The following is a 23,999-nucleotide window of genomic DNA, read 5'->3' as shown; positions in this document are numbered from 1 at the left end:
TCCTCGCTCGATATTATGAACCGGTACGCGCCAGCGCTTTGAAGCTGGCAAAATCCCTGCAAGCCAGCAGATTCCTGTTGGCTTTTTCGTTCATCAGTGCCAGAAACAGGTCGTAGAGACCCATAGCCTCTTCGTAGTCGGCCTTGCTGATGGCCAGTACGAAGATGAGCGTCGCGACTTCGCCATTGCCCCATTCGATCCCCTGCGGTGCCAGCACGGTGTAAACCAGAGTGCGGCGTGCCAGCAGGCCGAGGGAGTGGGGCAGGGCGATCCCTTCTCCCAACATGGTGGAGACGATGCTTTCCCGTTCCTGCAGCGACGTGCGGAAATCTTGCTCGACTAGTCCCTCGTCTTCCAGCTGATCGCAAACCTGTGTAAAAAGCTGATATTGGCTGAGAGGTTCAGTCACCACCATGAAGTGGTTCGTATCGAAATATTTGTCGAGCATGTAGGGGCGGGTGCGATCGATCAGCACCAGCTTGCCGAGTTGCTCCAGCTGGTACTGGGTCGGGAAGGGGTCGACTTGTACGACAGGTCCCCCCTTCTCGCTCACCTTGACGGTACTAATGACAAAGTCCTGCTCGATGTGTGCCAACCCTTCATAATCACGCACCGATTCCAGCGTGGTCAGCTGTAGCTGGGGATATTCTCGTCTGATGCGCGCCTCCAGCACCCTGAAGGTGGCATTTCCCGCGTCGCATAACAGCAGTGCCAGCGGGCGTCTGGTGTAGCCGATATCATAGTTACGTTCCAGACCTACCCCGATATGGATCACCAGATAGCCGATCTCGTGGTGGGTCAGTCGGTAGGGGGTCTGCTTGATCCACTCCGAAATGGCCGCCAGGGTGATGTCATAGGCAAGGGGATAGTACTGCTTGATGTGATCTGCCAGTGGATTGTGGCTGCCAATCTGGTATTTGACCCGCAGCAACATGGCGCTAATGTGGCTCTGCAGATCGGCTCGCAGTTGCTGGTCACCACGCAAGTCATAGGGGTAGTGCTGATGGATGTAGGTCAGCAAATGTGTCACAAGCTGTTCGCTTTCCACTGCCATGACCGGGCTCAGGCTCGGACTGTCTGCCATCAGACGAGCCTGGATCTGGATAGCGAGACTAGCTATTTCGCCATCTGTGGGTGACGTCAGGGTTGGTAGCTCAGTATAAATATCGCGGGCAGCTTCCAGCAGTGGAGTGGTAAGGTCTTCACTGGTGAACTGGTGCAGTTCGTGACCGGACGCTTGCCTCAGCAGAGCTACGGCACAGTAGATCGTGAGCTGCTGCAGGCTCTCGTCAGCGAGACGCAACTGATGGCGAGCGAGTTGGGCATGAATGTGGTTGCCTACCACCTCCATCGTCTTGCTGGGACAGATATTTGGCAGCAGGCTCTGTAACTGGGTGCTGTGCAATAGCTCCTGATAGAGCAATTGGGTGAGGCAGGCGCGAATAGCAGTTTCGCAGCCTTGGATGCGCATACCCTGTCGGGGTTTGCTCTCGACACTGAGTCTAAAGTGGCCGAGTTGTTCACGTACCTCCGCCATATCCCCCTGTAGTGCCGTCCGGCTCAGGTACCAGGTATCCGCCAAGTCATCGAGCTTGATTCCCTGCTCTGCCGTTAGCAACAAGATCTGCAGATGCAGCACCCGCTCACGGCTAGTGCGTGGCAGCGTACACTCCTGCTCCTGTGCGGCCAATAATCCATCAAACAATCCCTGGTTGTAGATCTTCAGTTGGTAGCCGCTGCCACGCTGATGGATAAGGTGAGCTCCGTGGTTAGCAATCAGCTCGTTGAGAGTTGCCACATCGGTGCGTACCGTACGGGTGGAGACGTTAAGGCGACGAGCAAGCTCCTCCTGAGGTAGCGGCGCCGCATGGAGTTGCGTGAGCAGCTGATGGAGTCTGGGGTGGGGCAGCTTGATCATGAGGGGGGGCGAGACTCCTGTCGAGAGATAAAGGATCAATGTTAACTACGGGGCAACCAACAAACCAGCCACTGCCAACTCTATCAGCCAGTGGCTGGCGGCATATCAGCCTTTACCTACATGTTCAGGTAATAACTGTTTCACCATTTCAAGCAAGGCGCGCACATCCTCGGGGCGAGTGTGACCGCTCGCGCTGTCAATGATGGAACTGTAGACGTGGGGGATCACCTTCTCGACCCCGGCATCCAGCGCAATCCGCACAATCTCCTCGAAGTTGTCCAGATCGATGCCGCCGGTGGGCTCCAGCCAGAAGCCGTGGCGAGCACAAGCCTCGGCCACCGCCTGATACTCGTCGCGGCAGGCCAGCCCGCCCATGGGGAAGAATTTGACCGAGCTGCCACCCATGTCCTTGAGCAGGGCGATGGCGGTATCGATGGGGACAATCCCGTCCGGCTGCCCAGCGCTGAGCGGGCCGGTGGAGATCTTCACCATACCCGGCGTACCGGTGGGGGAGATCAGGCCGTTAACCAGCGTTTCTGACTGGCCGAGCAGCGCTCGGCTGGCGCCAACGCCAGTGAACACCTGGTTGACGTGCTGGGGCTGCAGCTGGCAGGCCAGCTCGGCCACCATGGCGGACTGGCGCGGATCACCGGCCCCCAGACCGATGGAGAGAGCGTTATCGATAAGCTTGGCGTACTCCTTCATATCAGCAACTGCAGAGGGGATATCCGGGTAGTTTTTGGAGAGCACACCGACCAGCACGTGGCCTTCGGCGGCGTCGTATACCTCGACGGCATTCTCTTTGGAACCTGCCAGCACGTTGAGACAGACCCGATCACGGTAGTAGTTGGGGGTAAGGGACATCAGCGATTCTCCTGAACGAGGTTGGCAATGGCGGAGTGGATTTGGTCTAGCTGGGGCAGGGTGACGCTGCGTACATCGATCTCGATATGCCCCTCGTTGGCCTTGTAGCCACGGCAGTAGATGGCAGGCGTGCCCTGTTGCAAACGGCTGACGACCTGCACTGTGGTCATGCCGATCTGCTGGTGGTCGAAGGCGATATCGGTGCGGGCGATGTCGCGCCCGGCGCTGTCCCACACCACTTTGGCGGTGACGCCGGACAGCTGGTTCAGACGCTCGATAAATGGGGTCATCTTGACGACCATGGCGGCGCCGCTCTCTTTCTCTTTGGCCAGGTAGCGCTCGATGGCATGGGTGAGGCCGAGGATCCCCTCCTTGCCCACCTTCATGGCTCGGCCGATGCCGTTGGCCTGCTGCTTGACCCACTCCACGTACTGGCGCTTGCCAACTACCAGCCCGCTGGTGGGCCCTTCAATGGCCTTGGCACCGCTGTAGATGACCAGATCCGCTCCCTGGTTGTAGTAGAGGTGCAGATCCTCCTCGGCAGCCGCATCAACGATGAGCGGGAGCCCGTGGGCCCTGGCGACCTCGGCTGCCTCGGCCACCGACAGAATGCTCTTCTGCACGCAGTGGTGGGACTTGATGTAGAGGATGGCTGCAGTGTTGGCATTGATGGCGGCGGCCAGTTGGGCAGCAGAGCACTCATTGGCGTAGCCGGCCTCCACCACCTTGCCGCCCCCCAGGTTGACCATGGTACCGATCGGGGCGCCGAAGTTGACGTTGTGCCCCTTGGGCAGCACGATTTCGCTCGGCACATTGTGGGCATGGGCGTGCAACTGCTCGAGGCGGTAGGGGTCGCCGCGCACTATCACGGCGGCCACCGACTGGGCGATGCCGGCGCTGGCGCAGGAGACTACCACCGCATCTTCCACGTCCAGCAAGCCCGCCAGATAGGCGCCGGTCTTGTTGACCAGATCCTTCACCTCGAAGTAGTGGCCGAGGCCGAAGTTGACCGCGTCGACCACCTCCTGTTCGGGGGTGGAGACGCCGAGAATGGTCATGCGCCCGGAGGCGTTGATCACCGGTTTGAGCTGATATTTCTCATACACAGAAGGCATGGTGTGATTTCCCATAGTGAGTCAGAACCAGTTCGCCACCGACCAGGGCGGCGAGGGGCAGCAACTGCCGATCGCCATTGCGGGCGCCGGCTTCGGTATCGGTAAAGAGGGTGGGGCCGCTGCTCACCTCGAACAGGGTCAGATCGGCATCGGCGCCCACCTCGAGTCGCCCTTTGCCGGAAAGGCGCAGGGCATCGGCGGCCTGATGGGTGACGCAGGCGAGCACCTGCTCCAGCGTCATGCCGATGGCGAGAAACTTCGACATCACGTGGGCCAGACTGTAGACCGGCCCTTTGATGCGGTTTTTGCAGTAGATGTCGGAGCTGATGGTACGGGGCAGGATCCCCTGACGGATCGCCAGCTCCGCCACCTCGAAGCTGAAGCTGGCACCGCCGTGGCCGATGTCGAGCAAGAGGCCCCGCTGCATCGCCTCGCGCACCGCCTGACGCAGCTCGCCAGCCGGGGTCAGGATGCGGTTGGGCTTGCCGTTGAAGCAGTGGGTCAGCAGATCGCCATCCCCCAGCAAGGCAACTATCTCGTCCAGATCAGGCGGTGTGTTACCCACGTGCACCATCAGCGGCAGCTGGCCGTGAGCCTGTTGCAGGGCCTTGGCCATGCGCAGCGGTTGCAGACCGTTTTCTCCGATCACGCTGCCGCTCATCCGCGCCTTGATGCCGACAATAAAGTCGGGGTGGCGGCGAATGGCCGCCGAGGCGAGATCCATATCGAGGTCTCTGCTATCCGCCAGCTCGTTCTGGCGTAGCAGGCCGATGCGGGAGATGTTGAGCAGGGCATGCACCCGGGTCTTGCAACCTGCAGCGATCTGCTGGAAATCATCCACATCGTCGGCCCCGGTGCTGCCGGCATCGAGCACGGTGGTGACCCCGGACTCTATGCCCACCTTGTCCGGCTCATCGTGATAGATGGGGGAGGCGGGGTAGCAGTGGGTGTGGCCATCGATCCAGCCGGCGCTGACGTGGATCCTGCCGGCGAGATCCAGGAACTGTTGCGCCGTTGCCGTCTCCGGCAGGGAGCCGATGGCGGCGATTTTGCCCTCTCTGATGGCAATATCGACGAGCTGGCCATCTCCCTGGCGCCCGGCTTTGATGATGATGTCGTACATGCTGATGACCTCTGGCGAGCCGCCCCACAGGGCGGCGGATGGTTATGCAAGTGCAACCGGGAAGAAGGTACCCAGCAGCATGGCTCCCAGGATGGCACCGCCGGTGATGGGCTTGCCCCACACGTAGAACAGCAGGGCACCCAGCAGGGAACCGATACCGATGGGGATGGAAGCGCCCATGGCGGAGAGGATGATGAGGGGGCCGAGGAAGCGGCCAGAGCTGTTGCCAGCCCCCATCATGACGTCAGCACCGTAAGTGGAGTTGCTCTGGTTGATGGTGAACTTGCGCGCCAGAATGATGACGTAGCCGATGGCCAGACCAATCCCCATGCCGGTTGCCAGCGAGGCACCGAAGTTTTCCACCGGATAGACGATGCCTGCACCCAGCAGCAGGGCTGGCACACCGAGGCCGACCCCGGTCTGGATGGCACCACCGATATCCAGGATCCCCACCAGGGACCCCTCGATGATGCGGGCGAACAGGAAGCTGGCACCGAACGCGGCTACTGCGCCGTAGGCACCCGTGTCCATTCCGGCTTTCAGCATGGCAACGAAGGCTACCTCGTTGAAGGCACCGACCCCGTACAGATAGAACATGTGGGTACCGGCAAAGACCCCGGCCGAGAGCAGGCCGACGAAGATGGGGAATGACCAGTCTGCATACCAGAAGTTGTTTTTCAGTTTCTCATCCATGGTGTGGCCCCTTATTTGCCGCTCAGCAGGTTATGGACGTTCTCCAGCCACAGGGGGACACCCATATGGAAGGATTCAATCAGTTTCATGTCGAAGCCGCGGAAGAAGCCGCTCAGCACGAAAAGCAGGACGATGGCCGCCATCATCACCTTGGTGACGTGGTTCCAGCCGCTCTCTTCCACGCCCTTGCCGATCAGGATGCCGAGCACCAGGCCCGGTACCGCGTTGCCCATGATGAGCTGGGCCAGACCGCCGAAGATGGTGGCCCAGAAACCGGATTTCTTGCCCGCCTCGATGGCTGCGAGCCAGAAGATCACCGGCATGACGGTATTGACCAGCAGGTTGGCGGCTGGCACCAGCACCTTGACTGCTGTGACCTGCAATGCAGCCGGAACGGCGGCGGCCGTGCTGTTGAGGAAGGCGACCACGATGGCACCTATGATGCCGCCAGCGATGGCCATCTTTTTCGGGTCGTGCAGGGTGGTGGCGAGATCCCGGTTCTTGAACAGCAGTGCCGCCGTGGCCCAGTGCGGAATGATGCGGTGATCCACATCCTGGGTGAAGGCGCCCGCCGCCACGGTGGAAGCCCAGGCGTTGAAGAAAAAGCCGAGACCAAACGAGAAGTGGGAAGCGGGATCCCCTTCGCAGGAGTTGAGTTCGCCCAGGGTGCGGAAGGCACCCATGCCCTGTACGGTCGGGGCGTGGAACATCCGCGCCGCGCCGGCCCCCACCCCGACGCCAACCAGGCCGCCAATGATGAGAGACTTGATAAATATGATTAGAAACATCCAACGTATCCTTCTTGTGGGGTGGTGCCGGTCAGGAGATCACACCTGGGTGAACGTCACCCTGGCGACGTCGAGACTGGTGACCTGAACCGTGATCTCCAGCTGAACGCGGTATTCGCGGCGCTGGCGCGGCAGGAAGAAGAACAGGAACTTCTCCACCCGGACCGACTCCTCGGCTCTAAGCACCTGTACATCGACCGGCTCAATGCGCAGCAGTACCTGCTGGTTGTCCTTGAGGAGCGTTGGCTGCACCTGGCTGAGAGCGGAGGCAAATGCCTGCTGACGGCTGGTTCCCTTGCCGCTGACGGTGACCTTGGTGGTGAAGTTCTCTTTCATCAGGCGCGTCCGTGCTTCTTGGCGAAGGCTTCGACCAGTTTCTGGCCCAGCTCTTCCTTGTCCATGAAGCCAAAGCCCAGCACCACGCAACCTTCGTTGATGGCGGTGACACCCTCTTCAACGGAGCGCATGCCGTAGCGGCACTTGTAGCCGTACTTGGTTTGGGCGGTGATGGCACCGGCGCCGCCGCTGCCGCAGAAGGAGATGCCGAGATCAGCCTGTTCCTTGTTCATCACGTCGCCGAGCTTCATATCGGCAGCCATGCCGGGGATGATGGTCACGTTGGCACCTGCAGCTTCCGCGCCTGCACCTACTTTCTGACCTTTACCGAGACGATCTCCAATCACGAGTTTGATGGCAGTCATTTAGTTATCTCCTGTTACTGAGCTGAGTTCGTTTTCTTTGGCTACTTCAAAATGGACGGACAAGAGGTGTGCCTCTTCGTAGGCGAGTCGCTCTAGCCAGCTGACAACCTGCTCGGCGAGACGCAGAGAGAGGGGCGATATCTCCTCAAACAGGCTGAGGTCAACTTCCGGCAGCGGTTCGCCGCTGTGGGAGCGCCACACCATGGCTTTGATATGGGAGGCCAGCATCTGCTGCTGTACCTCGTTGGGGTGGATGCCCTGATCGCCCAGCAGAATATGAATGCGTGCCAGGACCTGATCGGTCTGGCGCAGCAGTGCCGGACTGTCCGGGGTCAGGGTCTGGTCGTAGGTATCTGTTTGCAATGTCTGCTCTCCAAGGCTGGCAGAAGGGATGGCTCTACCCTAAGCCGACATGGATGGAGAGTGGAGGCAGCTTTTTTCCGATTCGAAGCGGAAATCCCGATCATTCGGGGTCAAAGAGGGCCTTTTGTTGGCAAAAGAGAGTGAAAAAGGTCTGAACGAGGCTGGGTTAGTGTGAGCGAAGGCGCACTTTCCCGTTTTCAGCTGGCAGCTGAGCCTTGGCGAAAAGTGTGAGTCGCCTCACGCAGGCGGGGCGTATTTATGAAACAGCATGCAAGAAAAAGGGCGGTTGCCCGCCCTTGAACGATGAGATGGGGTTGAGGTTAGCTGGCGCCTGCCGCGCTGGCGGCAGCCCGGTTCTGGTAGCGCAGATCCTCTTCGATGGTCACTACCACCTCGAGTGGCTTACCAGAGCGCAACACCGAGATGGTCAGCTGGGTGCCGGGGCGGCTCTCTACAATCTTGTCCATGGCGGCACGTACCCCGGTGATCGCTTCACCGTTGATCTTGAGCAGCACGTCACCCCGTTGCAGGCCACCTTTGGCCGCCGGACCGACAGGATCCAGACTCTCGACGATGAGACCGCGCAGTTCGCCCAGGTTCATCATGCGGGCGACGATGGGGTTGATCTCGACGCTGGAGATGCCGAGATAACCGCGAATGACGCGGCCGTTGGCGATCAACTCGTCCATGATCCGCTTGGCCAGCCGGTAGGGGATGGCAAAGCTGATGCCGTAGCTCTCCTGATTGCCGTTGAGGTGATAGGTGGCTGTGTTGATGCCAACCAGATCGCCCCTACCGTTGACCAGAGCACCCCCCGAGTTGCCAGCATTGATGGCCGCGTCGGTTTGCAGCAGATCCTGTCGGCCATTGCTGTCGGGCCCCATGCTGGAGAGGCCGGTACGGCCGGTCGCACTGATGATGCCCTGGGTGATGGTCTGGCCGACGTTATAGGGGTTGCCGATGGCGAGTACCACGTCGCCCACTTCAGGCAAGCGTTCCGGATCTTGCGGGATCACAGGCAAGTTATCTGACTCGATATAAAGTACGGCAAGATCGGTGAGCGGGTCTGTGCCGATCAGTTCGGCGCTGAAGACGCGGCCATCCTGCAGGGCGACGATGATCTGATCGGCATCGGCGATGACGTGGTAGTTGGTCAGCACGTAGCCGCGCTGGGTCATGATGACGCCGGAGCCCAGCCCCTGTGGCTGCAGTTGTCCGCGATTGCCCTGATTGGAGGCAAAGCTGCGGGTATAGATGTTGACGACTGCCGGGCCGGCGCGGTGGGCGGCGTAGGAGAAGCTCAGTTCGCGGGCATTGGTGATCAGGCCGGGCAGTTGAGCCCCGCCACGGAAATTGGGAAACAGCAGCAACAGCAGTGCGGCGACGGTCAAACCGAAACCGATGGACTTGCCCAAGTAACTGACTAAAGAGGGGATTTTCATGTCATTCTCATCCGTGCTGGCTGCGGGCAGAGAATAACACTATCAATGGATAAAAATCACCCGCGGCGAGGCCGCGGGTGATAGAGCGGTTGGCGAATAACCGCGTGTTAGCGGATCACCAGATAGAGCGAGGAGTCACCACGCTGGATATTGAGCGCCAGTACGTCAGGCTTGTTCTTGAGCGCCTTGCTCAGCTCGCCCAACGTGTTGATGCGCAGACGGTTGACCCCGATGATGATGTCCCCCTTCTGCAGGCCCGAAGCGGCTGCCGGAGAGCGTGGATCAATGTCAGCCACTGCGACGCCGGATACCGGATCGGTAGTGGTGCTCAGCTTGGCCCCTTCCAGTGCCGGGTGCAGTGCGCTGGCGCGGACTTCGCTGTCATCGGCTTGCTTCAGGGTTACCTTGGCTGTTTGTGACTTGCCATCGCGGATCAGTCCCAGCTCGACCTGCTTGCCAGCACCCATGGTGGCGATCTTGGCTCGCAGCTCGCCGAAGGAGCGAACCGGCTTGCCATCGATGCTGACGATGATATCGCCCGCCTTGATGCCCGCCTTGTCTGCGGCGGAGTCAGGCATGACCTGGTTGACGAAGGCGCCATCCTTCTTGTTGTAGCCGAAGGTCTTGGCGATGTCTGAGGTGAGCTCGGTGCCGGTAATACCCAACTGACCACGACGTACTTCACCATATTTGACGATTTGCTCGGTCAGATCCCGCACCATGTTAGAGGGAATGGCAAAGCCGATGCCAATGTTGCCGCCGTTCGGGCCCAGAATCGCGGTATTGATACCGATCAGCTCGCCACGCAGGTTGAGCAGGGCACCACCGGAGTTACCTGAGTTGATGGCCGCATCAGTCTGGATGAAGTTCTCCAGATTCTCGATGTTGAGGCCGCTTCGACCGAGCGCGCTGACTATACCTGACGTGACGGTCTGACCCAGCCCAAACGGGTTGCCGATAGCCAGCGCGTAGTCACCCACCCGCAGTTCGTCGGAGTCGGCGAACTTGATCTGTACCAGTTCCTCGGCCTTGATTTGCAGCAGGGCGATGTCGGACTGCTTGTCTTCACCGATCTTCTTGGCCGCATACTCACGGCCATCCTTCAGAGTGACCTTGATCTCGTCCGCTTCGTGCACTACGTGAGCGTTGGTGATCACATACCCCTTCTTGGCATCGATGATGACGCCAGAGCCGAGAGCCTGGAACGGCTGTTCGCTCACTTGCTCGTCGGGCATGTTGGGACCAAAGAAAAAGCGGAACTGTTCCGGTAGGCGCTGACGGGTCACTTTCTTACCGGAGACAGAGATATTGACTACGGCAGGAGTGACCTGTTCGAGCACTGGCGCCAGACTTGGCATCTCCTGATTCGAGCCTAACAGGGAAGGCAGTGCAGCCTGAGCGGGGGCCGCAGACATGGCGATACCGACACTGAGGGCTAGCACACTGAGCATGGAAAGAGGTTTACGCATATGAAAAACAGCTCCCAGAAAAAGTTGCATTGCAATCGTCAAGGTCAGACCACAGGGCAGGCCAATTAGTTCCGCGAGGAACTAGTTTGGTTGTTTGAGCAGTCCGGAAGAGGCACCGGCATAGTCGCGAGGCGGTACGCCCGGCTCCTCTGGTTCTTTGGTTGGTGCTTCTTCTACCAATGATTCACGGAACAGGGGTTCCTGGGCCTTGGCCAGGAATTTGCTCTGCTCCGCCATATGGCGATAGAGGGTCTGATACTGCTCGGCCAGTTGCTCCATCAGCGCGGCGCTGTCGGCGAAGTGGGTGTTGATCTGGCCCTGATAGCTTTCGAGCTCCTTGTGGGCCTTTTTCAGTTCCTGTTCCAGACGGCCGGCATCGCGACTACGCACCGAAAAACGGCCGAGAACGATACCGATAATCAAGGCCGCGACAGCCAGCAGGATCCCAGTTAACAGACTCATAGATGCTCCTTGTTACAGCTAAAACAGTGTGGGTTTATGCGGTTGACATAACCGCCATGCCTTGATGGCACTATACCGTGCGTCCTGAGGCCGTGATACCATTTTGTCCTCGATTCAGGGACTTGGAGAGGCGCTTAAGGATGACACCGCAGCAAAAATACCAGCAGGATCTGCAGCGCCCCGGCTTTATGGCCGACCCCGCGCAGGGGATGGCTATTAGCAGGCTGGAGCGACTCTATCAGGATTTGCTACGGCGCCCGACTCCGACCAGATCTCGAGGGTTGCTTGGCTGGCTGCAAAAGCCCAAGCCGCCGGAGCCCGTCCTCGGGATATATATGTGGGGTGGAGTGGGCCGAGGCAAGACCTGGCTGATGGATACTTTTTTCGACAGCCTGCCGGGGACGCGCAAGATGCGCAGCCATTTCCACCGTTTCATGCATCGTATTCACGATGAACTGCAAGGGCTGAGCGGGCAATCCGATCCCCTCAAGCTGGTAGCCAGTAAGCTTGCTAGCGAAACAGACATCATCTGTTTCGACGAATTTTTTGTCTCCGACATCACCGATGCCATGCTGCTGGGCACGCTGTTTCAGGAGCTGTTTGGTCACGGCGTCGTGCTGGTCGCCACTTCAAATATTCCGCCACAGGATCTTTATCGCAACGGGCTGCAGCGAGCCCGTTTTCTGCCAGCTATCGAGCTTATCGAGCGTCATTGTGAAGTGCTTAACGTGGATGGCGGTATCGACTATCGCCTGCGCACGCTGGAACAAGCCGAGATTTATCACTGCCCGCTGGATTTGCAGGCAAAAGCTAATCTTGACCACTATTTTCAGCAATTAACCGGTGGACACACTGCTTGCGAGGGGGCGTTCGAGGTCAATCATCGTCAGCTGACGTCGCTGGGTATGGGAGAAGGGGTGCTCTATATGGATTTCGAGCAACTTTGTTGTACTCCCCGCTCCCAAAACGACTATATCGAGTTGGCCCGGCTGTTCCACACCGTGTTGCTGGCCAATGTTCAACCAATGGGCACAGGCACGGATGACGCGGCCCGCCGCTTCATTGCCATGGTCGATGAGTTTTATGAACGGCACGTCAAGCTCATCATGTCGGCGGCTGTTCCCATGGCAGAACTCTACGGCGAAGGGCTGCTGAATTTCGAATTCAAACGCTGTCTTTCACGGCTTCAGGAAATGCAATCGCACGAATACCTTGCCAGAGTGCACCTTCCTTAGTCACAATACCGCGCCTGCCAGTCGGATGGGCATCTGCGGCAGGTAGGGCCGGGCGACATTTGCTAGCTTCATGGCAGTGAAATTAGCAGGTGATATTTAAGGCAACTTCACTTATAATCGCTCGGCCCACGTTACAGCTGTCGATAAGACAGCAACACTTTAAGCTTTACTTGTATTCGAAGGGGTACAGGTAGGCCATCGTTTGTTGTTTGTGGGAGAGCCCCCATAAACAATTGGGTCTGTAACAGGTAATTGGGTTTAACTTAATGAAAACTTTCGTTGCCAAGCCAGAAACCGTAAAACGTGACTGGTACATTGTGGACGCAGAAGGTAAAACTCTGGGTCGTATCGCAACCGAGATCGCTGCTCGTCTGCGTGGTAAGCACAAAGCTGAATACACTCCGCACGTTGACACCGGTGATTACATCATCGTTGTAAACGCTGAGAAGGTACGTGTTACCGGTAAGAAAACTACCGACAAAATGTACCACGCTCACTCCGGTTTCCCGGGTGGTATCAAGTCCATCAGCTTCGACAAGCTGATTCAGCGTAAACCGGAAATGGTAATCGAAGCTGCTGTTAAAGGCATGCTGCCGAAAGGTCCTCTGGGCCGTGCCATGTTCCGTAAACTGAAAGTTTACGCAGGCGCCGAGCACGCTCACGCTGCTCAGCAACCTCAAGTACTGGATATCTAATCGGGAACTGGCAACATGGCAGAAAATCAATACTACGGTACCGGCCGTCGCAAAAGCTCCACTGCTCGCGTATTCATCAAAGCGGGTAGCGGTAAGATCGTAATCAACCAGCGCTCCCTGGAGCAGTACTTCGGTCGTCCGACTGCCCGCATGGTAGTTCGTCAGCCGCTGGAACTGGTTGAGATGACCGAGAAACTGGATCTGTACATCACCGTTAACGGTGGTGGCATCTCCGGTCAAGCTGGTGCGATCCGCCACGGTATCACTCGTGCTCTGATGCAGTACGATGAAACCCTGCGTTCCGAACTGCGTAAAGCAGGCTTTGTTACTCGCGATGCCCGTAAGGTTGAGCGTAAGAAAGTCGGTCTGCACAAAGCTCGTAAGCGTCCGCAGTACTCCAAGCGTTAATTCGCTTTTGGTGCTCACTCTTTCGAGTGTCAAAAAAGCCTGGCAACCGCCAGGCTTTTTTTATTGGTAATATTACCGACATCAATGCTAACCACGCGTCACAAAAGACAAAAAATTGTTTCTTTATTGTTTTTATTGCTCACCGCTCTTTCTTGTCAAGTTGTTATCTTTTCTTTAAAATTTCCCCTGTTTTCTGTGGCAATTGTAAATCCAGCTTCCGCCGCTGTTGTCACGGGAAAAATGGGGAACAGGGACACTATAAGAATGTGCGGAGTCCACATGGGAGAGTTTTTGGATGAGCAATGCGCCAGTTGATACCGGTCGCCGCAGATTTCTTACCTGGTCAACGGTTGCCGTTGGTGGGGTAGGAGCTGCGTTTACCGCAGTGCCGTTTATAAAGTCATGGAATCCGAGTGCCAAGGCCAAAGCAGCCGGTGCACCGGTTGAAGTCGATATCAGCAAGTTGGAACCGGGTCAGCTCATCCGTGTCGAGTGGCGTGGCAAACCCGTCTGGGTGGTCAAACGCACCAAACAGACGCTGGATGCCCTGGCAGCACATGATGACAAGTTGCGGGATCCCTCATCAGAAGAGCCGCAACAGCCTGATTATGCACATAATGGCTACAGATCCATCAAGCCAGAGATCTTTGTCGCGGTCGGTATTTGCACCCATCTCGGGTGTTCGCCTTCTTATCTGCCTGACAGTTTTGGCGAGCAGGTGCAGGGGGTCACATCCGGCTTCTTCTGCCCGTGTCATGGCTCCAAGTTCGATATGGCTGGCCGTGTGTTCCAGGGGGTGCCTGCACCACTGAATCTGGTTATTCCGCCGTATCAATTCATTAACGACACCACCATTCTGGTCGGTGCCGATGGCAAGGAGGCCTGATCATGTTGAGCAAACTGATGGGCTGGATTGACGATCGCTTCCCGCTTACGGCCATGTACAACGACCACATGGCCAAGTATCCGGCACCGAAGAACCTGAATTTCTGGTACTTCTTTGGTTCGCTGGCCATGTTGGTGCTGGTTAACCAGATCATCACCGGCATCTGGCTGACCATGAACTACAACCCCTCTGCGGAGGGTGCATTTGCCTCTGTAGAGTACATCATGCGTGATGTGGAGTATGGCTGGCTGCTGCGTTACATGCACTCTACCGGTGCCTCTGCTTTCTTCGTGGTGGTCTACCTGCACATGTTCCGCGGTATGATTTACGGCTCTTACCAGAAACCACGCGAGTTGCTGTGGATCTTCGGCATGCTGATCTTTCTGGTGCTGATGGCGGAAGCCTTTATGGGCTACTTGCTACCTTGGGGACAGATGTCATTCTGGGGTGCCCAGGTCATCATCTCGCTGTTTGGTGCCATTCCGGTCATCGGTGATGATCTTACCCTGTGGATCCGTGGTGACTACGTTATCTCTGGTGCGACCCTGAACCGCTTCTTCGCGCTGCACGTCATCGCGTTGCCGCTGGTTTTGGTGATGCTGGTTGCGATGCATATCCTGGCGCTGCACGAAGTGGGTTCCAACAACCCGGATGGCATAGACATCAAGAAGCACAAGGACGAGAACGGCTGGCCGCTGGATGCGGTGGCGTTCCACCCTTACTTCACCGTCAAGGATATGATCGGTGTGGCTGGCTTCCTGTTCTTCTTCTGCGCCATCATTTTCTTCAAGCCGGATATGTGGGGTTACTTCCTCGAGAAGCCGAACTTTGAAGTGGCCAACGGCCTCAAGACTCCTGCTCACATCGCGCCAGTGTGGTACTTCACCCCCTTCTACGCGATTCTGCGTGCGGTACCTGACAAGCTGCTTGGCGTCATCATGATGGGCCTCTCTATTGTGGTGTTGTTCCTGCTGCCTTGGCTGGATCGCTGCAAGGTGCGTTCTGTTCGCTATCGCAGCAAGCTGCACAAGCTTAACATCGCCCAGTTCGTGGTCTGCTTCATCATTCTGGGGGTGCTGGGTGTACTGCCGTCGACGCCGACCCTGACGCTGGTTGCCCAGATTTGTACCTTGGGTTATTTCGGTTTCTTCGTGCTGTTGTTCTTCTACAGCAAAAACGAACGCACCAAGCCGCTGCCGGAGAGGGTTACATTTAAATGAAAAAAATAATATTTGCAGTGCTGACCCTGCTGCCATCACTGGTGTTTGCCAATGCTGGGGCCGTGCATCTGGACAAAGCCAATTATGATCTGAGCGACAAGGCATCCCTGCAACGTGGAGCTGCCACCTTCATGAACTATTGTGCAGGCTGCCACTCTACCCAGTATCAACGCTACAACCGGGTTGCTGCCGATCTGGAGATCCCCGAGGAGCTGATGAAGGAGAACCTCATCTTCACCGGCGCCAAAGTGGGTGATCTGATGAAGAGCGCCATGTCCGAGAAGGATGCCGCCAAGTGGTTTGGTGCTCCCCCTCCTGATCTGACTCTGGTTGCCCGGGTACGTGGTGCGGACTGGATTTACACCTATCTGCGTTCTTTTTATGTGGATCCGACTCGTCCATTTGGGGTGAATAACGTGGTGTTCCCGTCTGTGGGTATGCCTCATGTGTTGGAACCGTTGCAGGGAACCCCCCGTGCCGAGTTCGTCACTCACACGGTCGATGGAGTCGAGACCCAGCAGGTTGTCAGCATCAAATCTGACGGTAATGGTGAAATGGATGACGAAGAGTATGATCAGACGGTACTGGATCTGGTAAACTTCTTGGTCTACTCGGCTGAACCGGTACAACAGGAGCGTGAACGCATGGGCTTCTGGGTGCTTGGTTTCATCGTGATCTTCTTCATCTTCACTGTGCTGTTGAAGAAGGAATTCTGGCGCGACGTTCACTAAGCGACCAGATACGGGTAATATAATGCACGGCAATGAAGACCAAGATGCTTCATTGCCGTTTCTGCTTTTTAATGACGGGAGGGTTCAATGGCTGTAGCTGCCAATAAGCGTTCGGTAATGACGCTGTTTTCCGGTGCCAACGATATGTTCAGCCATCAGGTGCGTATTGTCCTGGCGGAGAAGGGTGTTAGCGTGGATATCTGCCAGGTTGATCCAGCCAATCTGCCGGATGAGCTGGCCGAGCTGAACCCGTACAACTCTGTACCGACCCTGGTTGATCGTGAGCTGGCACTCTACACCTCACGCATCATCATGGAGTATCTGGACGAACGCTTCCCGCATCCACCCCTGATGCCTGTTTATCCGGTTGCCCGTGGTAACAGCCGCCTGATGATGCACCGCATCGAGCTGGACTGGTATTCCCTGGCTGACAAGATCATGGCCGGTACCGATGCAGAAGCAGCACGCAACGAACTGCGTGACAACTTGCTCGCCATTGCACCGATCTTCGGTGAAATGCCCTATTTCATGAGCGAAGAGTTTGGCCTGGTGGATTGCTACATGGCACCGCTGCTGTGGCGTCTGCCGAGCCTGGGTATCGACCTGACCGGTCGTGGCGCCAAAGAGCTGAAGGCCTACATGGTTCGTCTGTTCGAGCGTGAGTCCTTCCAGGCCTCCCTGACCGAAGCCGAACGCGAGATCCGTGCTGGCGTATGAGCATGGAACCGACAATGACGCCGAGTCGCCCGTACCTGTTACGGGCGTTCTTTGACTGGTTGCTGGATAACGATCTGACTCCCCATCTGGTGGTCAACGTCAACATTCCCCATGTGATGGTGCCGATGCAGTTTGCTCAGGACGGGCAGATTGTGCTGAATATCGCGCCCCGTGCCGTAATGCAGTTTCACATGGATAATGAGGCAATCAGCTTCAGCGCCCGCTTTGGCGGGGTATCCCAACAGGTCTATATCCCGATGGCGGCCGTGCTGGCTATCCATGCTAGGGAGAACGGCGTGGGAACCCTGTTCCCCCCCGAGCCTGGTTACGATATCTGGCTGGAGCAGGCCGAAGCACCGGTGGAGCCAGAGCCGGAACCTCCGCGTCCAAGCGGTCGTCCGACCCTGAAAGTGATCAAATAAAAAAACGCAGCCAATTGGCTGCGTTTTTCATATCCATAATTATCAGTTCTGGGCGTATTCGAATGCCTTGATGACTCGCTTCACACCGCTAACGTGGCGAGCGATGTTGACCGCCTGCTCTCCCTCCTGACGGGTGACAAGACCAATCAGGAATACTTCGCCGTTTTCGGTGACCACCTTGACCTTGGCGCTATCGAAGTTTTTGGTGCCGAACATGTCGGCTTTCACCTTGGAGGTGAGCCAAGTGTCATTGCTGCGTGTGGTCAGGCTGACTGGCTGACCAAGGCGTAACTCGTTGTAGACGTGGCGGACCCCCTCGATGCGGCCAACAATCTTGCCTGCTTCCAGCTTGTAAACGTCAGAAGGTGTCTGACCGACCAGCAGCACACGGCCATTGTTGCTGTAGACGCTGATCTTGCTGGCTGCGCTGAGCGGTTTGTTGTCGGCCAGCAGATTGGCTGCTTTCAGCTCGATGCTCTGGTCATCCCACTGGGCGCTCATGGTTCGGCGGTCGCCAGAAACCTTGGCGGTGCCAGCTGCTCCGCCAACCACCACGGCAGCACAGCCCTGCAATAGCAAGGAGCTGGCTAGCAGGCCAAGGATGAGTATCTGCTTGTTCATTGTTTCAATCTTCCTGTTGCGGGAAAAGAGTCTGGTCGATGAGATCACACAGACAGTGCAGGGTCAACAGGTTGACCTCAAGAATGCGGGGGCGGCGGGCAGAGGGTACTCGGATCTCCACATCGTTTGGCCCCAGTAAGCCAGCCATCTCGCCACCGTCGCCGCCGCTCAGTACAACAATGGTCATGTCGCGGGAGAGAGCAGCCTCGGCCGCCTTGATCAGGCTTCGGCTGTTGCCCGTGGTGGTGATGACCACCAGAATGTCGCCAGGCTGGCCCAGTGCGCGGATCTGCTTGGCGTAGACCTCTTCAAAACCGTGGTCGGTGGCGATGGCGCTGATGGTCGCCATGTCCGGGGTCAGGGCCATACCGGGCAGGGAGGGGCGCTGGGTCTCGTAGCAGTTGACCAGCTCGGAGATAAACAGCTGCGCCAGTGCGGCAGAAGGACCGTTACCGCATGCCAGCACCTTGTGGCCATTGAGCAGGCAGATGGTGATCATCTGGGCTGCAGTATGGATGGCATCCGGCAGCGCCTCGGCGGCGGCTATCTTGGTCTGGATGCTTTCGGTGTAGTTCTCTTTGATGCGGTCAGTCATAGGGTCCTCTTAAAATGCGTTCTGGATCCAGGCTGGCTGGTCACCCTCGAACGCAATCACATCGAATCGGCAGGCCTGATTGGCCTCGTTGATGGCATGTTGCTTCAAATAGTGGCGCGCTGCCAGCATGATCTTGCGCTGTTTGCTGTGGGTGACCGAGCTGGCGGCCCCGCCATGGCTGCCGGTGGCCCGGTAGCGCACCTCAACAAACACCAGGGTCTGGCCCTGGTGCATGATGAGATCTATTTCACCGCCACGACAGCGGTAGTTGCGAGCTACCGGTTGCAGGCCCTGTGCCTGCAACCAGCGTTCAGCGACTTGTTCAAAGTGCTGTCCCTTGCTCGTTGGTGAGGGGAACAGGCTCGGCAACTGCTGGCGCATCCGTTTCCATAGTTCCTTCATTGGAGGGCTCCTCCAGTTGCTGAACGGCGTTCTCGTCGACCAGTTTGCCGTTCTGGTAAGTACCCCAGCTCAGCATCCGCACGATATTGCCCTGGGCATCCACGCTCAGCTGACCGCTCATGCCGGCCTGCTGCATGCCACCTACCTTGCGCATCTGCTGGAGGTTCTCAGCCAGGCTGACGGCATCGTAGCCCATGGCAAACAGACGCAGCAGGTCACCCTGGGTCTGCGGCCAGAGCAGAGCGATCTGCTCGCGCTGTTTCTCGTAGCCGCCAAGCAGCAGCGGCATATCGGCGATATGCATGCCGTTGAGCTCGGAGGCGACCTCGGTGGCGGCGCTGTCGTAGCCACGGGAGCTGGTGTAGATGGGCAGGCTGCCCATCGGATTGACCGAGACATCCACATAGGGCTTGATCATCCGGGTTTCCAGGCTGTTGGCCACCACATAAACGGCGTCGATGCTGCGTGGTGCGGCATCAGAGAGTTGCACTACCTCACCAGCACGGGCGGTAGAGCGGCCGCTCAGGGCATTCTTGACCATTCCCTGTACTTCGTTGCGGGCACCGAAGGTGGCAACGACCGGCTTATCCTGGCTGAGAGTGGCCCAGCTCTGCTCGAACGCCTTGATACTGTTGTAACCGATCCGCCCCTGGGCAGCGATTAGCAGCGGTTTGCGGTAGCCCTGGGTGTAGAGGTACTGGGCTGCCTGCGCGGCATCTGCGGCGGCAGAGAGGGAGAAGTAGTAGGTGGTGTCGTTGACGACCGGCTTGTCCAGCTCGTTGAGCGCCAGTACCGGCACGGTCGGATTGGCCTTGAGCAGCTCCTCGACCCGGTCTTTCAGCAGCGGGCCGATGATCATGTCTGCCCCTTCCTGAATCGCCTGCTTATAAAGGTCGCCGGTCGACTTGCTCTGGGTGTCGTAGAAGTTCAGGGTGAATTGCCCCTGATTTTCCTTATAAGACATCAGCATACCGTTACGGATGGCGGCGCCCTGCGGCTCCAGATTGCCGGAGAGGGGCAGCAGCACAGCGATCTGTTGCACCGAGGTGCTGGCAGTGGCAGCAAGATCGCCCAATCCTGCCGGCATATCCTTCTGGGCTGGATGGTTGGGGAAGTCGCGCTTCCAGCCTGCCAGTTGGCGGGCCAGCAGGTTCGGCTGGGCGCCAAACTCGTTGACCAGTGCCGCCAGTCGCAACCAGCCGGTGGTCACATCAGGGGCCGGAGCCTCTTCCAGTGCTTGCAGGGTGGAGGGGGTCATGCTTTTGAGCAACGACCAGATTTGCTGATGGTTGGTGGCCTGCTCGCTCTGATTGAGGTAGGGCTCCAGTGCAATCAACGACTTGGCTGCGCCAAACTTGTTGTGGATGTCGAGCTGCAGCACCACGCGCTGGCGATACCAATCCTTCTGGGTATCGGCATCCAGCACCACCTCGGGTTTGCCTTCCAGCAGGATCAGCGCCTGATTGGCGTGGCCCTGCGCCAGCAACAGATGGGCTTGCAGCAGTTGCAACTGCGCCTTCTGAACGGGATCCTTGGCCTGCTTCTGCAATTGCTGGAACAGTGCCGAGGCCGGTTTGGCCTGGCCCAGCGCCAGATAGCTGCGTGCCGCCAGCATCTGCCAGGTAAAGGCCTCGGCCGGCTTGGCCGGGTCCACCTGCTCAAGATACCACTGGGCATTCTTGGTCAGATTGGAGAACGCAGAGGGCATGCCTGACTGCCCTGACGGTTGATTGGGCTCCGACGCACAGGCGGCGAGCAGTACTGCCGCGAGTATGATGCCGAAGAGTCGTGATACACTTAGCTGCTTTGTAACCCGGTTCAAGTTCATTCCCCGACCAGTGTTGAAGTTCCCCATAGTGTAAACGGGCCAATATGGCGACACAATTGTCGGGGCACTCGGAGATCCCATGAGTGACATCCCAACCCTGTATATAGTCCCCACTCCGATCGGCAATCTGGCGGACATTACCCAGCGTGCATTGGACATTTTACGCAGTGTCGATCTGGTGGCAGCCGAAGATACTCGCCATACCGGTATCCTGCTCAGTCACTACCAAATCTCGGTACCGACCTTCGCCCTGCACGATCACAACGAGCAGCAGAAGGCCGATGTACTGATCGGTCGGATCAAAGAGGGCAAGAGTGTTGCGCTGGTCTCCGATGCCGGCACTCCGCTTATCAGTGATCCTGGTTATCACTTGGTCACCCGCTGTCGTGAGGCCGGGGTCAAGGTGGTCCCGTTGCCCGGCCCCTGTGCCGCTATCACTGCTCTGAGCGCGGCCGGTCTGCCCACCGATCGCTTTGCGTTTGAAGGCTTCTTGCCCGCCAAGAGCAAGGGTCGGGATGATCGTCTGCAAGCCGTTATCGAAGACACCCGCTCGCTGGTGTTTTACGAATCGCCGCGGCGTGTGCAGGATACAGTAGAAGCGATTGCTCGCATTCTCGGCGAGCGTCAGGTGGTGGTGTGCCGTGAGCTGACCAAGACCTTCGAGTCGATCCACGGTCTGCCAGCCTCCGAAATGCTGACCTGGCTTGGCGAGGATGACAACCGCTGCCGCGGAGAGATCGTGCTGGTGGTGGCTGGCGCCGCCAAAGATGAAGAGGATCTGCCAGCCGAGGCGATCCGTACTCTGGGTCTGCTGGTGGCCGAGTTGCCACTGAAAAAAGCGGCCGCCCTGACCGCCGAGATCCACGGCGTGAAGAAGAATGCCCTCTACAAATACGGTCTCGAGCACTATTGAGTCGGTGGAATAGGCCGCCAGACTGTTTTATGACCAGCACGCTCCTCTGTATCTGCGAGCATTCACCTTGTAAACGGGGGGCCAAAACGCGATAAATGGCTGTAAACGGGAATTGCCGGTTTACCCCGTGCGTATCGCAAGGCTATAATCCGCGCCTCGGAGTTGGCTGGGCAATCGCTGCTTCGTCGTTGTGTCCCTCGGGACAGACGGGCGGAGGGGAGGAAAGTCCGGGCTTCACAGGGCAGGGTGCCAGGTAACGCCTGGGGGGCGTGAGCCTACGACCAGTGCAACAGAGAGCAGACCGCCGATGGCCCGCAAGGGATCAGGTAAGGGTGAAAGGGTGCGGTAAGAGCGCACCGCGCGACTGGCAACAGTTCGTGGCACGGTAAACTCCACCCGAAGCAAGACCAAATAGGCCCCTATTGGCGCGGCCCGCGTTGGGGGCGGGTAGGTTGCTTGAGCCAGCGAGCGATTGCTGGCCTAGAGGAATGATTGCTACCCGGGGTAACCCGGTACAGAACCCGGCTTACAGGCCGACTCCGACCTCATTCCGAAGAGCCCCGCGATTTATCGCGGGGCTCTTTTTTATGCATGAGCAAATATGGCTTCGTTGGCAGGATATTTTCGGCCTTGTCATTTTGAATGAAATTATATGTTTTAAATCAATCGAATAGTTTCGTATTTAGCACGATGGTAGCGATAGATGGTGACAGAACCCAGGATGGTTGTTCGCACCCGCATATTGTGTGTGTTCTCAGTCCATTCATTTATTTCAATTAATCACCAGAGTTTAACGCCAAATAACTTGTGGAAAATCAACCCACTCAATCCGCAGTATGCAATTGCTGCGTCAATATGTTCCCTCTGCCCCATCTCCTTGCTTGAAAAGCCCCCTGCACGTCCTTAAACTTCAAGGTGGGGAAAAGTGGATCAAAGTGGTTTTTAGAGGGGCAATCTGCCTGCTCACTCACCTTCAGGGACTGCAATTTGTTGCGTGGCGCTCATGCCATCAGCCTGGACAGTAAAGGGCGGCTGGCTATTCCGACCAAATTCCGTGATTGGCTGCGCGACGAAAGCGACGGCCAGCTGGTCTGCACCATCGATATTGCCCATCCCTGTCTGCTGCTCTATCCCCTGAATGAATGGGAAGAGGTCGAGCGCAAGCTCAAGACCCTCTCCAGCATGAATCCGCAAGAACGCCGTTTGCAGCGACTGCTGCTGGGACATGCAACCGAATGCGAGCTGGATGGCAATGGCCGTCTGTTGCTCAGCCAGCCACTGCGCAACCATGCTGGGCTGGACAAGAAGATCATGCTGGTGGGCCAGCTCAACAAATTTGAGCTGTGGGATGAAGCCCGCTGGCAGCAACAGGTCAATGACGACATCTTGGGTCTGCCCGAGGACGATTGGGCAAGCTCACCACGACTACAGGATTTCTCTTTATAAATGACCCAAGCCGCTGAACACATCACAGTGCTGCTGCACGAAGCCGTTGAAGGTCTGGCCATCAAGCCGGACGGAATCTATGTCGACGGCACTTTTGGCCGTGGTGGTCATTCTCGTCTGATCCTGCAACACCTTGGCCCTAACGGCCGCCTGATCGCCATCGACCGCGATCCCCAGGCGATTGCCGAAGCGGCCAAGATCCAGGATCCCCGTTTCGAAATCGTGCGCGGCCCCTTCTCCGGCATCGCCTCCTATCTGGATGAGCGCGGTTTACTAGGCAAGGTGGATGGCTTCCTGCTGGATCTGGGGGTCTCTTCACCCCAACTGGATGACGCCGAGCGTGGCTTCAGCTTTATGAAAGACGGTCCGCTTGATATGCGGATGGACCCTACTTCCGGCCAGAGCGCCGCCGAGTGGCTGGCCAAGGCCGATGTGGATGACATTGCCTGGGTGCTGAAGACCTTCGGTGAGGAGCGTTTTGCCAAGAAGATCGCCCGCGCCATCGTTCATGACCGCGTGACCGAGCCTTATGTGCGTACCCGTCAACTGGCGGAGATGATTGCCCGAGTCAATCCGAGCAAGGAGAAGGGCAAGCATGCGGCGACCCGCAGCTTCCAGGCCATCCGCATCTATATCAACAGCGAGCTGGAGGAGATCGAAACCGCGTTGAACGGCGCGCTGGAAGTGTTGGCGCCGCACGGCCGTCTGTCGGTGATCAGCTTCCATTCGCTGGAAGATCGCTTGGTGAAGCATTTTATTCGCAAGCACGAGAAGGGGCCGGAAGTACCCTACGGCATTCCGTTGACCGAGGCCCAGCTGGCTGGCGGTCGCAAATTGAAGTCGGTCGGCAAGGCGCTCAAGCCTTCTGATCATGAAGTATCTGAAAACAGCCGGTCGCGCAGCTCTGTGCTGCGGGTCGCCGAGCGTCTGGCGGAGTAAGCG

27 protein-coding genes and 1 other RNA gene are annotated in these 23,999 nt (G+C 57.8%); 12 read left to right on the top strand and 16 right to left on the bottom strand.

All coding sequences use genetic code 11. The annotated features are described in order from the left end of the window. Nucleotides 1-13 precede the first annotated feature (13 nt). From G5171_RS16155 to G5171_RS16100, 12 genes are all read right to left on the bottom strand, one after another. Nucleotides 14-1,918, bottom strand: coding sequence for a BglG family transcription antiterminator (locus G5171_RS16155; protein WP_216979963.1), 1,905 nt, complete (start codon nucleotides 1,916-1,918; stop codon nucleotides 14-16). A gap of 105 nt (nucleotides 1,919-2,023) precedes the next feature. After that, entirely contained in the window at nucleotides 2,024-2,782 is a 759-nt protein-coding gene (gene dagF, locus G5171_RS16150) for a 2-dehydro-3-deoxy-phosphogluconate aldolase (RefSeq protein ID WP_337073407.1), read from the bottom strand. Beyond that, nucleotides 2,782-3,897, bottom strand: a complete 1,116-nt coding sequence (locus tag G5171_RS16145) for a DgaE family pyridoxal phosphate-dependent ammonia lyase (RefSeq protein WP_421260424.1) — start codon at nucleotides 3,895-3,897, stop codon at nucleotides 2,782-2,784. The genes dagF and G5171_RS16145 overlap by 1 nt, the downstream gene beginning before the upstream one ends. Further along, complete coding sequence (locus tag G5171_RS16140; protein ID WP_216979966.1) at nucleotides 3,881-5,020, bottom strand: amidohydrolase/deacetylase family metallohydrolase; 1,140 nt, start codon at nucleotides 5,018-5,020, stop codon at nucleotides 3,881-3,883. Before G5171_RS16140 ends, G5171_RS16145 begins: the two co-directional genes overlap by 17 nt. Before the next feature lie 42 nt (nucleotides 5,021-5,062). After that, a complete protein-coding gene (locus G5171_RS16135; RefSeq protein ID WP_011707606.1) occupies nucleotides 5,063-5,713 on the bottom strand; it encodes a DUF4310 family protein in 651 nt (216 codons plus the stop codon). Nucleotides 5,714-5,724: 11 nt separating this feature from the next. Beyond that, the gene (locus G5171_RS16130; protein ID WP_005341754.1) at nucleotides 5,725-6,501 is read right to left on the bottom strand and encodes a DUF4311 domain-containing protein; all 777 of its coding nucleotides are present in this window, start codon (nucleotides 6,499-6,501) and stop codon (nucleotides 5,725-5,727) included. Between the two features lie 39 nt (nucleotides 6,502-6,540). Then, nucleotides 6,541-6,837, bottom strand: a complete 297-nt coding sequence (locus G5171_RS16125; protein WP_005341745.1) for a DUF4312 family protein — start codon at nucleotides 6,835-6,837, stop codon at nucleotides 6,541-6,543. Beyond that, complete coding sequence (locus G5171_RS16120; RefSeq protein ID WP_005355141.1) at nucleotides 6,837-7,202, bottom strand: SFCGS family glycine-rich protein; 366 nt, start codon at nucleotides 7,200-7,202, stop codon at nucleotides 6,837-6,839. Before G5171_RS16120 ends, G5171_RS16125 begins: the two co-directional genes overlap by 1 nt. Further along, complete coding sequence (locus G5171_RS16115) at nucleotides 7,203-7,565, bottom strand: PRD domain-containing protein (protein ID WP_216979968.1); 363 nt, start codon at nucleotides 7,563-7,565, stop codon at nucleotides 7,203-7,205. Nucleotides 7,566-7,885: 320 nt separating this feature from the next. After that, complete coding sequence (degS, locus tag G5171_RS16110) at nucleotides 7,886-9,007, bottom strand: outer membrane-stress sensor serine endopeptidase DegS (RefSeq protein WP_005341742.1); 1,122 nt, start codon at nucleotides 9,005-9,007, stop codon at nucleotides 7,886-7,888. A 107-nt stretch (nucleotides 9,008-9,114) separates the two neighbouring features. Continuing rightward, entirely contained in the window at nucleotides 9,115-10,476 is a 1,362-nt protein-coding gene (locus tag G5171_RS16105) for a Do family serine endopeptidase (protein WP_005341740.1), read from the bottom strand. An 81-nt stretch (nucleotides 10,477-10,557) separates the two neighbouring features. Further along, nucleotides 10,558-10,938: a YhcB family protein gene (locus tag G5171_RS16100; protein WP_005341739.1), complete on the bottom strand. Its 381-nt coding sequence runs from the start codon at nucleotides 10,936-10,938 to the stop codon at nucleotides 10,558-10,560. A gap of 140 nt (nucleotides 10,939-11,078) precedes the next feature. On the opposite strand from G5171_RS16100, the gene zapE reads away from it, so the two are divergent. From zapE to G5171_RS16060, 8 genes are all read left to right on the top strand, one after another. Further along, the gene (gene zapE, locus G5171_RS16095) at nucleotides 11,079-12,173 is read left to right on the top strand and encodes a cell division protein ZapE (RefSeq protein WP_421260423.1); all 1,095 of its coding nucleotides are present in this window, start codon (nucleotides 11,079-11,081) and stop codon (nucleotides 12,171-12,173) included. A 266-nt stretch (nucleotides 12,174-12,439) separates the two neighbouring features. Beyond that, the gene (gene rplM, locus G5171_RS16090; protein ID WP_005341737.1) at nucleotides 12,440-12,868 is read left to right on the top strand and encodes a 50S ribosomal protein L13; all 429 of its coding nucleotides are present in this window, start codon (nucleotides 12,440-12,442) and stop codon (nucleotides 12,866-12,868) included. A 15-nt stretch (nucleotides 12,869-12,883) separates the two neighbouring features. Continuing rightward, complete coding sequence (gene rpsI / locus G5171_RS16085; protein WP_005336286.1) at nucleotides 12,884-13,276, top strand: 30S ribosomal protein S9; 393 nt, start codon at nucleotides 12,884-12,886, stop codon at nucleotides 13,274-13,276. Between the two features lie 295 nt (nucleotides 13,277-13,571). Continuing rightward, a complete protein-coding gene (petA, locus tag G5171_RS16080) occupies nucleotides 13,572-14,162 on the top strand; it encodes a ubiquinol-cytochrome c reductase iron-sulfur subunit (RefSeq protein ID WP_040068840.1) in 591 nt (196 codons plus the stop codon). Nucleotides 14,163-14,164: 2 nt separating this feature from the next. Beyond that, nucleotides 14,165-15,382: a cytochrome b gene (locus G5171_RS16075; protein ID WP_005341735.1), complete on the top strand. Its 1,218-nt coding sequence runs from the start codon at nucleotides 14,165-14,167 to the stop codon at nucleotides 15,380-15,382. Next, complete coding sequence (locus tag G5171_RS16070; RefSeq protein WP_040068844.1) at nucleotides 15,379-16,113, top strand: cytochrome c1; 735 nt, start codon at nucleotides 15,379-15,381, stop codon at nucleotides 16,111-16,113. The genes G5171_RS16075 and G5171_RS16070 overlap by 4 nt, the downstream gene beginning before the upstream one ends. Nucleotides 16,114-16,200: 87 nt before the next feature. Next, nucleotides 16,201-16,830, top strand: a complete 630-nt coding sequence (sspA, locus tag G5171_RS16065; protein WP_005336279.1) for a stringent starvation protein SspA — start codon at nucleotides 16,201-16,203, stop codon at nucleotides 16,828-16,830. Then, nucleotides 16,827-17,252, top strand: coding sequence for a ClpXP protease specificity-enhancing factor (locus G5171_RS16060; RefSeq protein ID WP_041234002.1), 426 nt, complete (start codon nucleotides 16,827-16,829; stop codon nucleotides 17,250-17,252). The genes sspA and G5171_RS16060 overlap by 4 nt, the downstream gene beginning before the upstream one ends. Before the next feature lie 42 nt (nucleotides 17,253-17,294). Here G5171_RS16060 and dolP read toward each other — a convergent pair whose 3' ends face one another. From dolP to G5171_RS16040, 4 genes are read right to left on the bottom strand one after another with little or no spacing between them, the layout of a single operon-like run. Next, complete coding sequence (gene dolP / locus G5171_RS16055) at nucleotides 17,295-17,873, bottom strand: division/outer membrane stress-associated lipid-binding lipoprotein (RefSeq protein ID WP_216979972.1); 579 nt, start codon at nucleotides 17,871-17,873, stop codon at nucleotides 17,295-17,297. Nucleotides 17,874-17,877: 4 nt separating this feature from the next. Further along, complete coding sequence (locus G5171_RS16050) at nucleotides 17,878-18,468, bottom strand: D-sedoheptulose-7-phosphate isomerase (protein ID WP_005341724.1); 591 nt, start codon at nucleotides 18,466-18,468, stop codon at nucleotides 17,878-17,880. Nucleotides 18,469-18,477: 9 nt separating this feature from the next. Next, on the bottom strand, nucleotides 18,478-18,849 hold the full coding sequence (locus tag G5171_RS16045; protein WP_322112865.1) for a YraN family protein: 372 nt from the start codon (nucleotides 18,847-18,849) through the stop codon (nucleotides 18,478-18,480). Next, a complete protein-coding gene (locus tag G5171_RS16040) occupies nucleotides 18,791-20,578 on the bottom strand; it encodes a penicillin-binding protein activator (protein WP_421251082.1) in 1,788 nt (595 codons plus the stop codon). Before G5171_RS16040 ends, G5171_RS16045 begins: the two co-directional genes overlap by 59 nt. Before the next feature lie 199 nt (nucleotides 20,579-20,777). Between G5171_RS16040 and rsmI the strand changes: the two genes are divergently transcribed. The 4 genes from rsmI (at nucleotide 20,778) to rsmH (ending at nucleotide 23,996) form a co-directional block, all read left to right on the top strand. After that, nucleotides 20,778-21,611, top strand: coding sequence for a 16S rRNA (cytidine(1402)-2'-O)-methyltransferase (gene rsmI, locus G5171_RS16035; protein ID WP_005341712.1), 834 nt, complete (start codon nucleotides 20,778-20,780; stop codon nucleotides 21,609-21,611). 158 nt (nucleotides 21,612-21,769) lie between these two features. Further along, nucleotides 21,770-22,156: RNase P RNA component class A (gene rnpB, locus G5171_RS16030), an RNA gene on the top strand. 442 nt (nucleotides 22,157-22,598) lie between these two features. Next, a complete protein-coding gene (mraZ, locus tag G5171_RS16025; RefSeq protein WP_216979974.1) occupies nucleotides 22,599-23,057 on the top strand; it encodes a division/cell wall cluster transcriptional repressor MraZ in 459 nt (152 codons plus the stop codon). Then, nucleotides 23,058-23,996: a 16S rRNA (cytosine(1402)-N(4))-methyltransferase RsmH gene (gene rsmH, locus G5171_RS16020; protein ID WP_421251081.1), complete on the top strand. Its 939-nt coding sequence runs from the start codon at nucleotides 23,058-23,060 to the stop codon at nucleotides 23,994-23,996. It abuts the gene before it with no gap. Nucleotides 23,997-23,999: the final 3 nt, after the last annotated feature.

Origin of the sequence: Aeromonas sp. 600774 (genome assembly GCF_049175075.1) — a bacterium.
GTDB lineage: Bacteria > Pseudomonadota > Gammaproteobacteria > Enterobacterales > Aeromonadaceae > Aeromonas > Aeromonas veronii_A.
The sequence above is the reverse complement of the archived record's forward strand: the minus strand, read 5'-3'. Positions and strand labels throughout refer to the sequence as shown.

Coding starts and splice junctions, on each gene's coding strand:
- G5171_RS16040 (WP_421251082.1), bottom strand. CDS start 20,578: ATGCCCTCTGCGTTCTCCAATCTGACCAAGAATGCCCAGTGGTATCTT.
- G5171_RS16070 (WP_040068844.1), top strand. CDS start 15,379: ATGAAAAAAATAATATTTGCAGTGCTGACCCTGCTGCCATCACTGGTG.
- G5171_RS16130 (WP_005341754.1), bottom strand. CDS start 6,501: ATGTTTCTAATCATATTTATCAAGTCTCTCATCATTGGCGGCCTGGTT.
- G5171_RS16045 (WP_322112865.1), bottom strand. CDS start 18,849: ATGCGCCAGCAGTTGCCGAGCCTGTTCCCCTCACCAACGAGCAAGGGA.
- G5171_RS16075 (WP_005341735.1), top strand. CDS start 14,165: ATGTTGAGCAAACTGATGGGCTGGATTGACGATCGCTTCCCGCTTACG.
- G5171_RS16060 (WP_041234002.1), top strand. CDS start 16,827: ATGAGCATGGAACCGACAATGACGCCGAGTCGCCCGTACCTGTTACGG.
- degS (WP_005341742.1), bottom strand. CDS start 9,007: ATGAAAATCCCCTCTTTAGTCAGTTACTTGGGCAAGTCCATCGGTTTC.
- zapE (WP_421260423.1), top strand. CDS start 11,079: ATGACACCGCAGCAAAAATACCAGCAGGATCTGCAGCGCCCCGGCTTT.
- rsmI (WP_005341712.1), top strand. CDS start 20,778: ATGAGTGACATCCCAACCCTGTATATAGTCCCCACTCCGATCGGCAAT.
- G5171_RS16145 (WP_421260424.1), bottom strand. CDS start 3,897: ATGCCTTCTGTGTATGAGAAATATCAGCTCAAACCGGTGATCAACGCC.
- G5171_RS16100 (WP_005341739.1), bottom strand. CDS start 10,938: ATGAGTCTGTTAACTGGGATCCTGCTGGCTGTCGCGGCCTTGATTATC.
- G5171_RS16050 (WP_005341724.1), bottom strand. CDS start 18,468: ATGACTGACCGCATCAAAGAGAACTACACCGAAAGCATCCAGACCAAG.
- dolP (WP_216979972.1), bottom strand. CDS start 17,873: ATGAACAAGCAGATACTCATCCTTGGCCTGCTAGCCAGCTCCTTGCTA.
- rsmH (WP_421251081.1), top strand. CDS start 23,058: ATGACCCAAGCCGCTGAACACATCACAGTGCTGCTGCACGAAGCCGTT.
- G5171_RS16120 (WP_005355141.1), bottom strand. CDS start 7,202: ATGACTGCCATCAAACTCGTGATTGGAGATCGTCTCGGTAAAGGTCAG.
- rplM (WP_005341737.1), top strand. CDS start 12,440: ATGAAAACTTTCGTTGCCAAGCCAGAAACCGTAAAACGTGACTGGTAC.
- G5171_RS16125 (WP_005341745.1), bottom strand. CDS start 6,837: ATGAAAGAGAACTTCACCACCAAGGTCACCGTCAGCGGCAAGGGAACC.
- petA (WP_040068840.1), top strand. CDS start 13,572: ATGAGCAATGCGCCAGTTGATACCGGTCGCCGCAGATTTCTTACCTGG.
- sspA (WP_005336279.1), top strand. CDS start 16,201: ATGGCTGTAGCTGCCAATAAGCGTTCGGTAATGACGCTGTTTTCCGGT.
- dagF (WP_337073407.1), bottom strand. CDS start 2,782: ATGTCCCTTACCCCCAACTACTACCGTGATCGGGTCTGTCTCAACGTG.
- G5171_RS16105 (WP_005341740.1), bottom strand. CDS start 10,476: ATGCGTAAACCTCTTTCCATGCTCAGTGTGCTAGCCCTCAGTGTCGGT.
- G5171_RS16155 (WP_216979963.1), bottom strand. CDS start 1,918: ATGATCAAGCTGCCCCACCCCAGACTCCATCAGCTGCTCACGCAACTC.
- rpsI (WP_005336286.1), top strand. CDS start 12,884: ATGGCAGAAAATCAATACTACGGTACCGGCCGTCGCAAAAGCTCCACT.
- G5171_RS16135 (WP_011707606.1), bottom strand. CDS start 5,713: ATGGATGAGAAACTGAAAAACAACTTCTGGTATGCAGACTGGTCATTC.
- G5171_RS16140 (WP_216979966.1), bottom strand. CDS start 5,020: ATGTACGACATCATCATCAAAGCCGGGCGCCAGGGAGATGGCCAGCTC.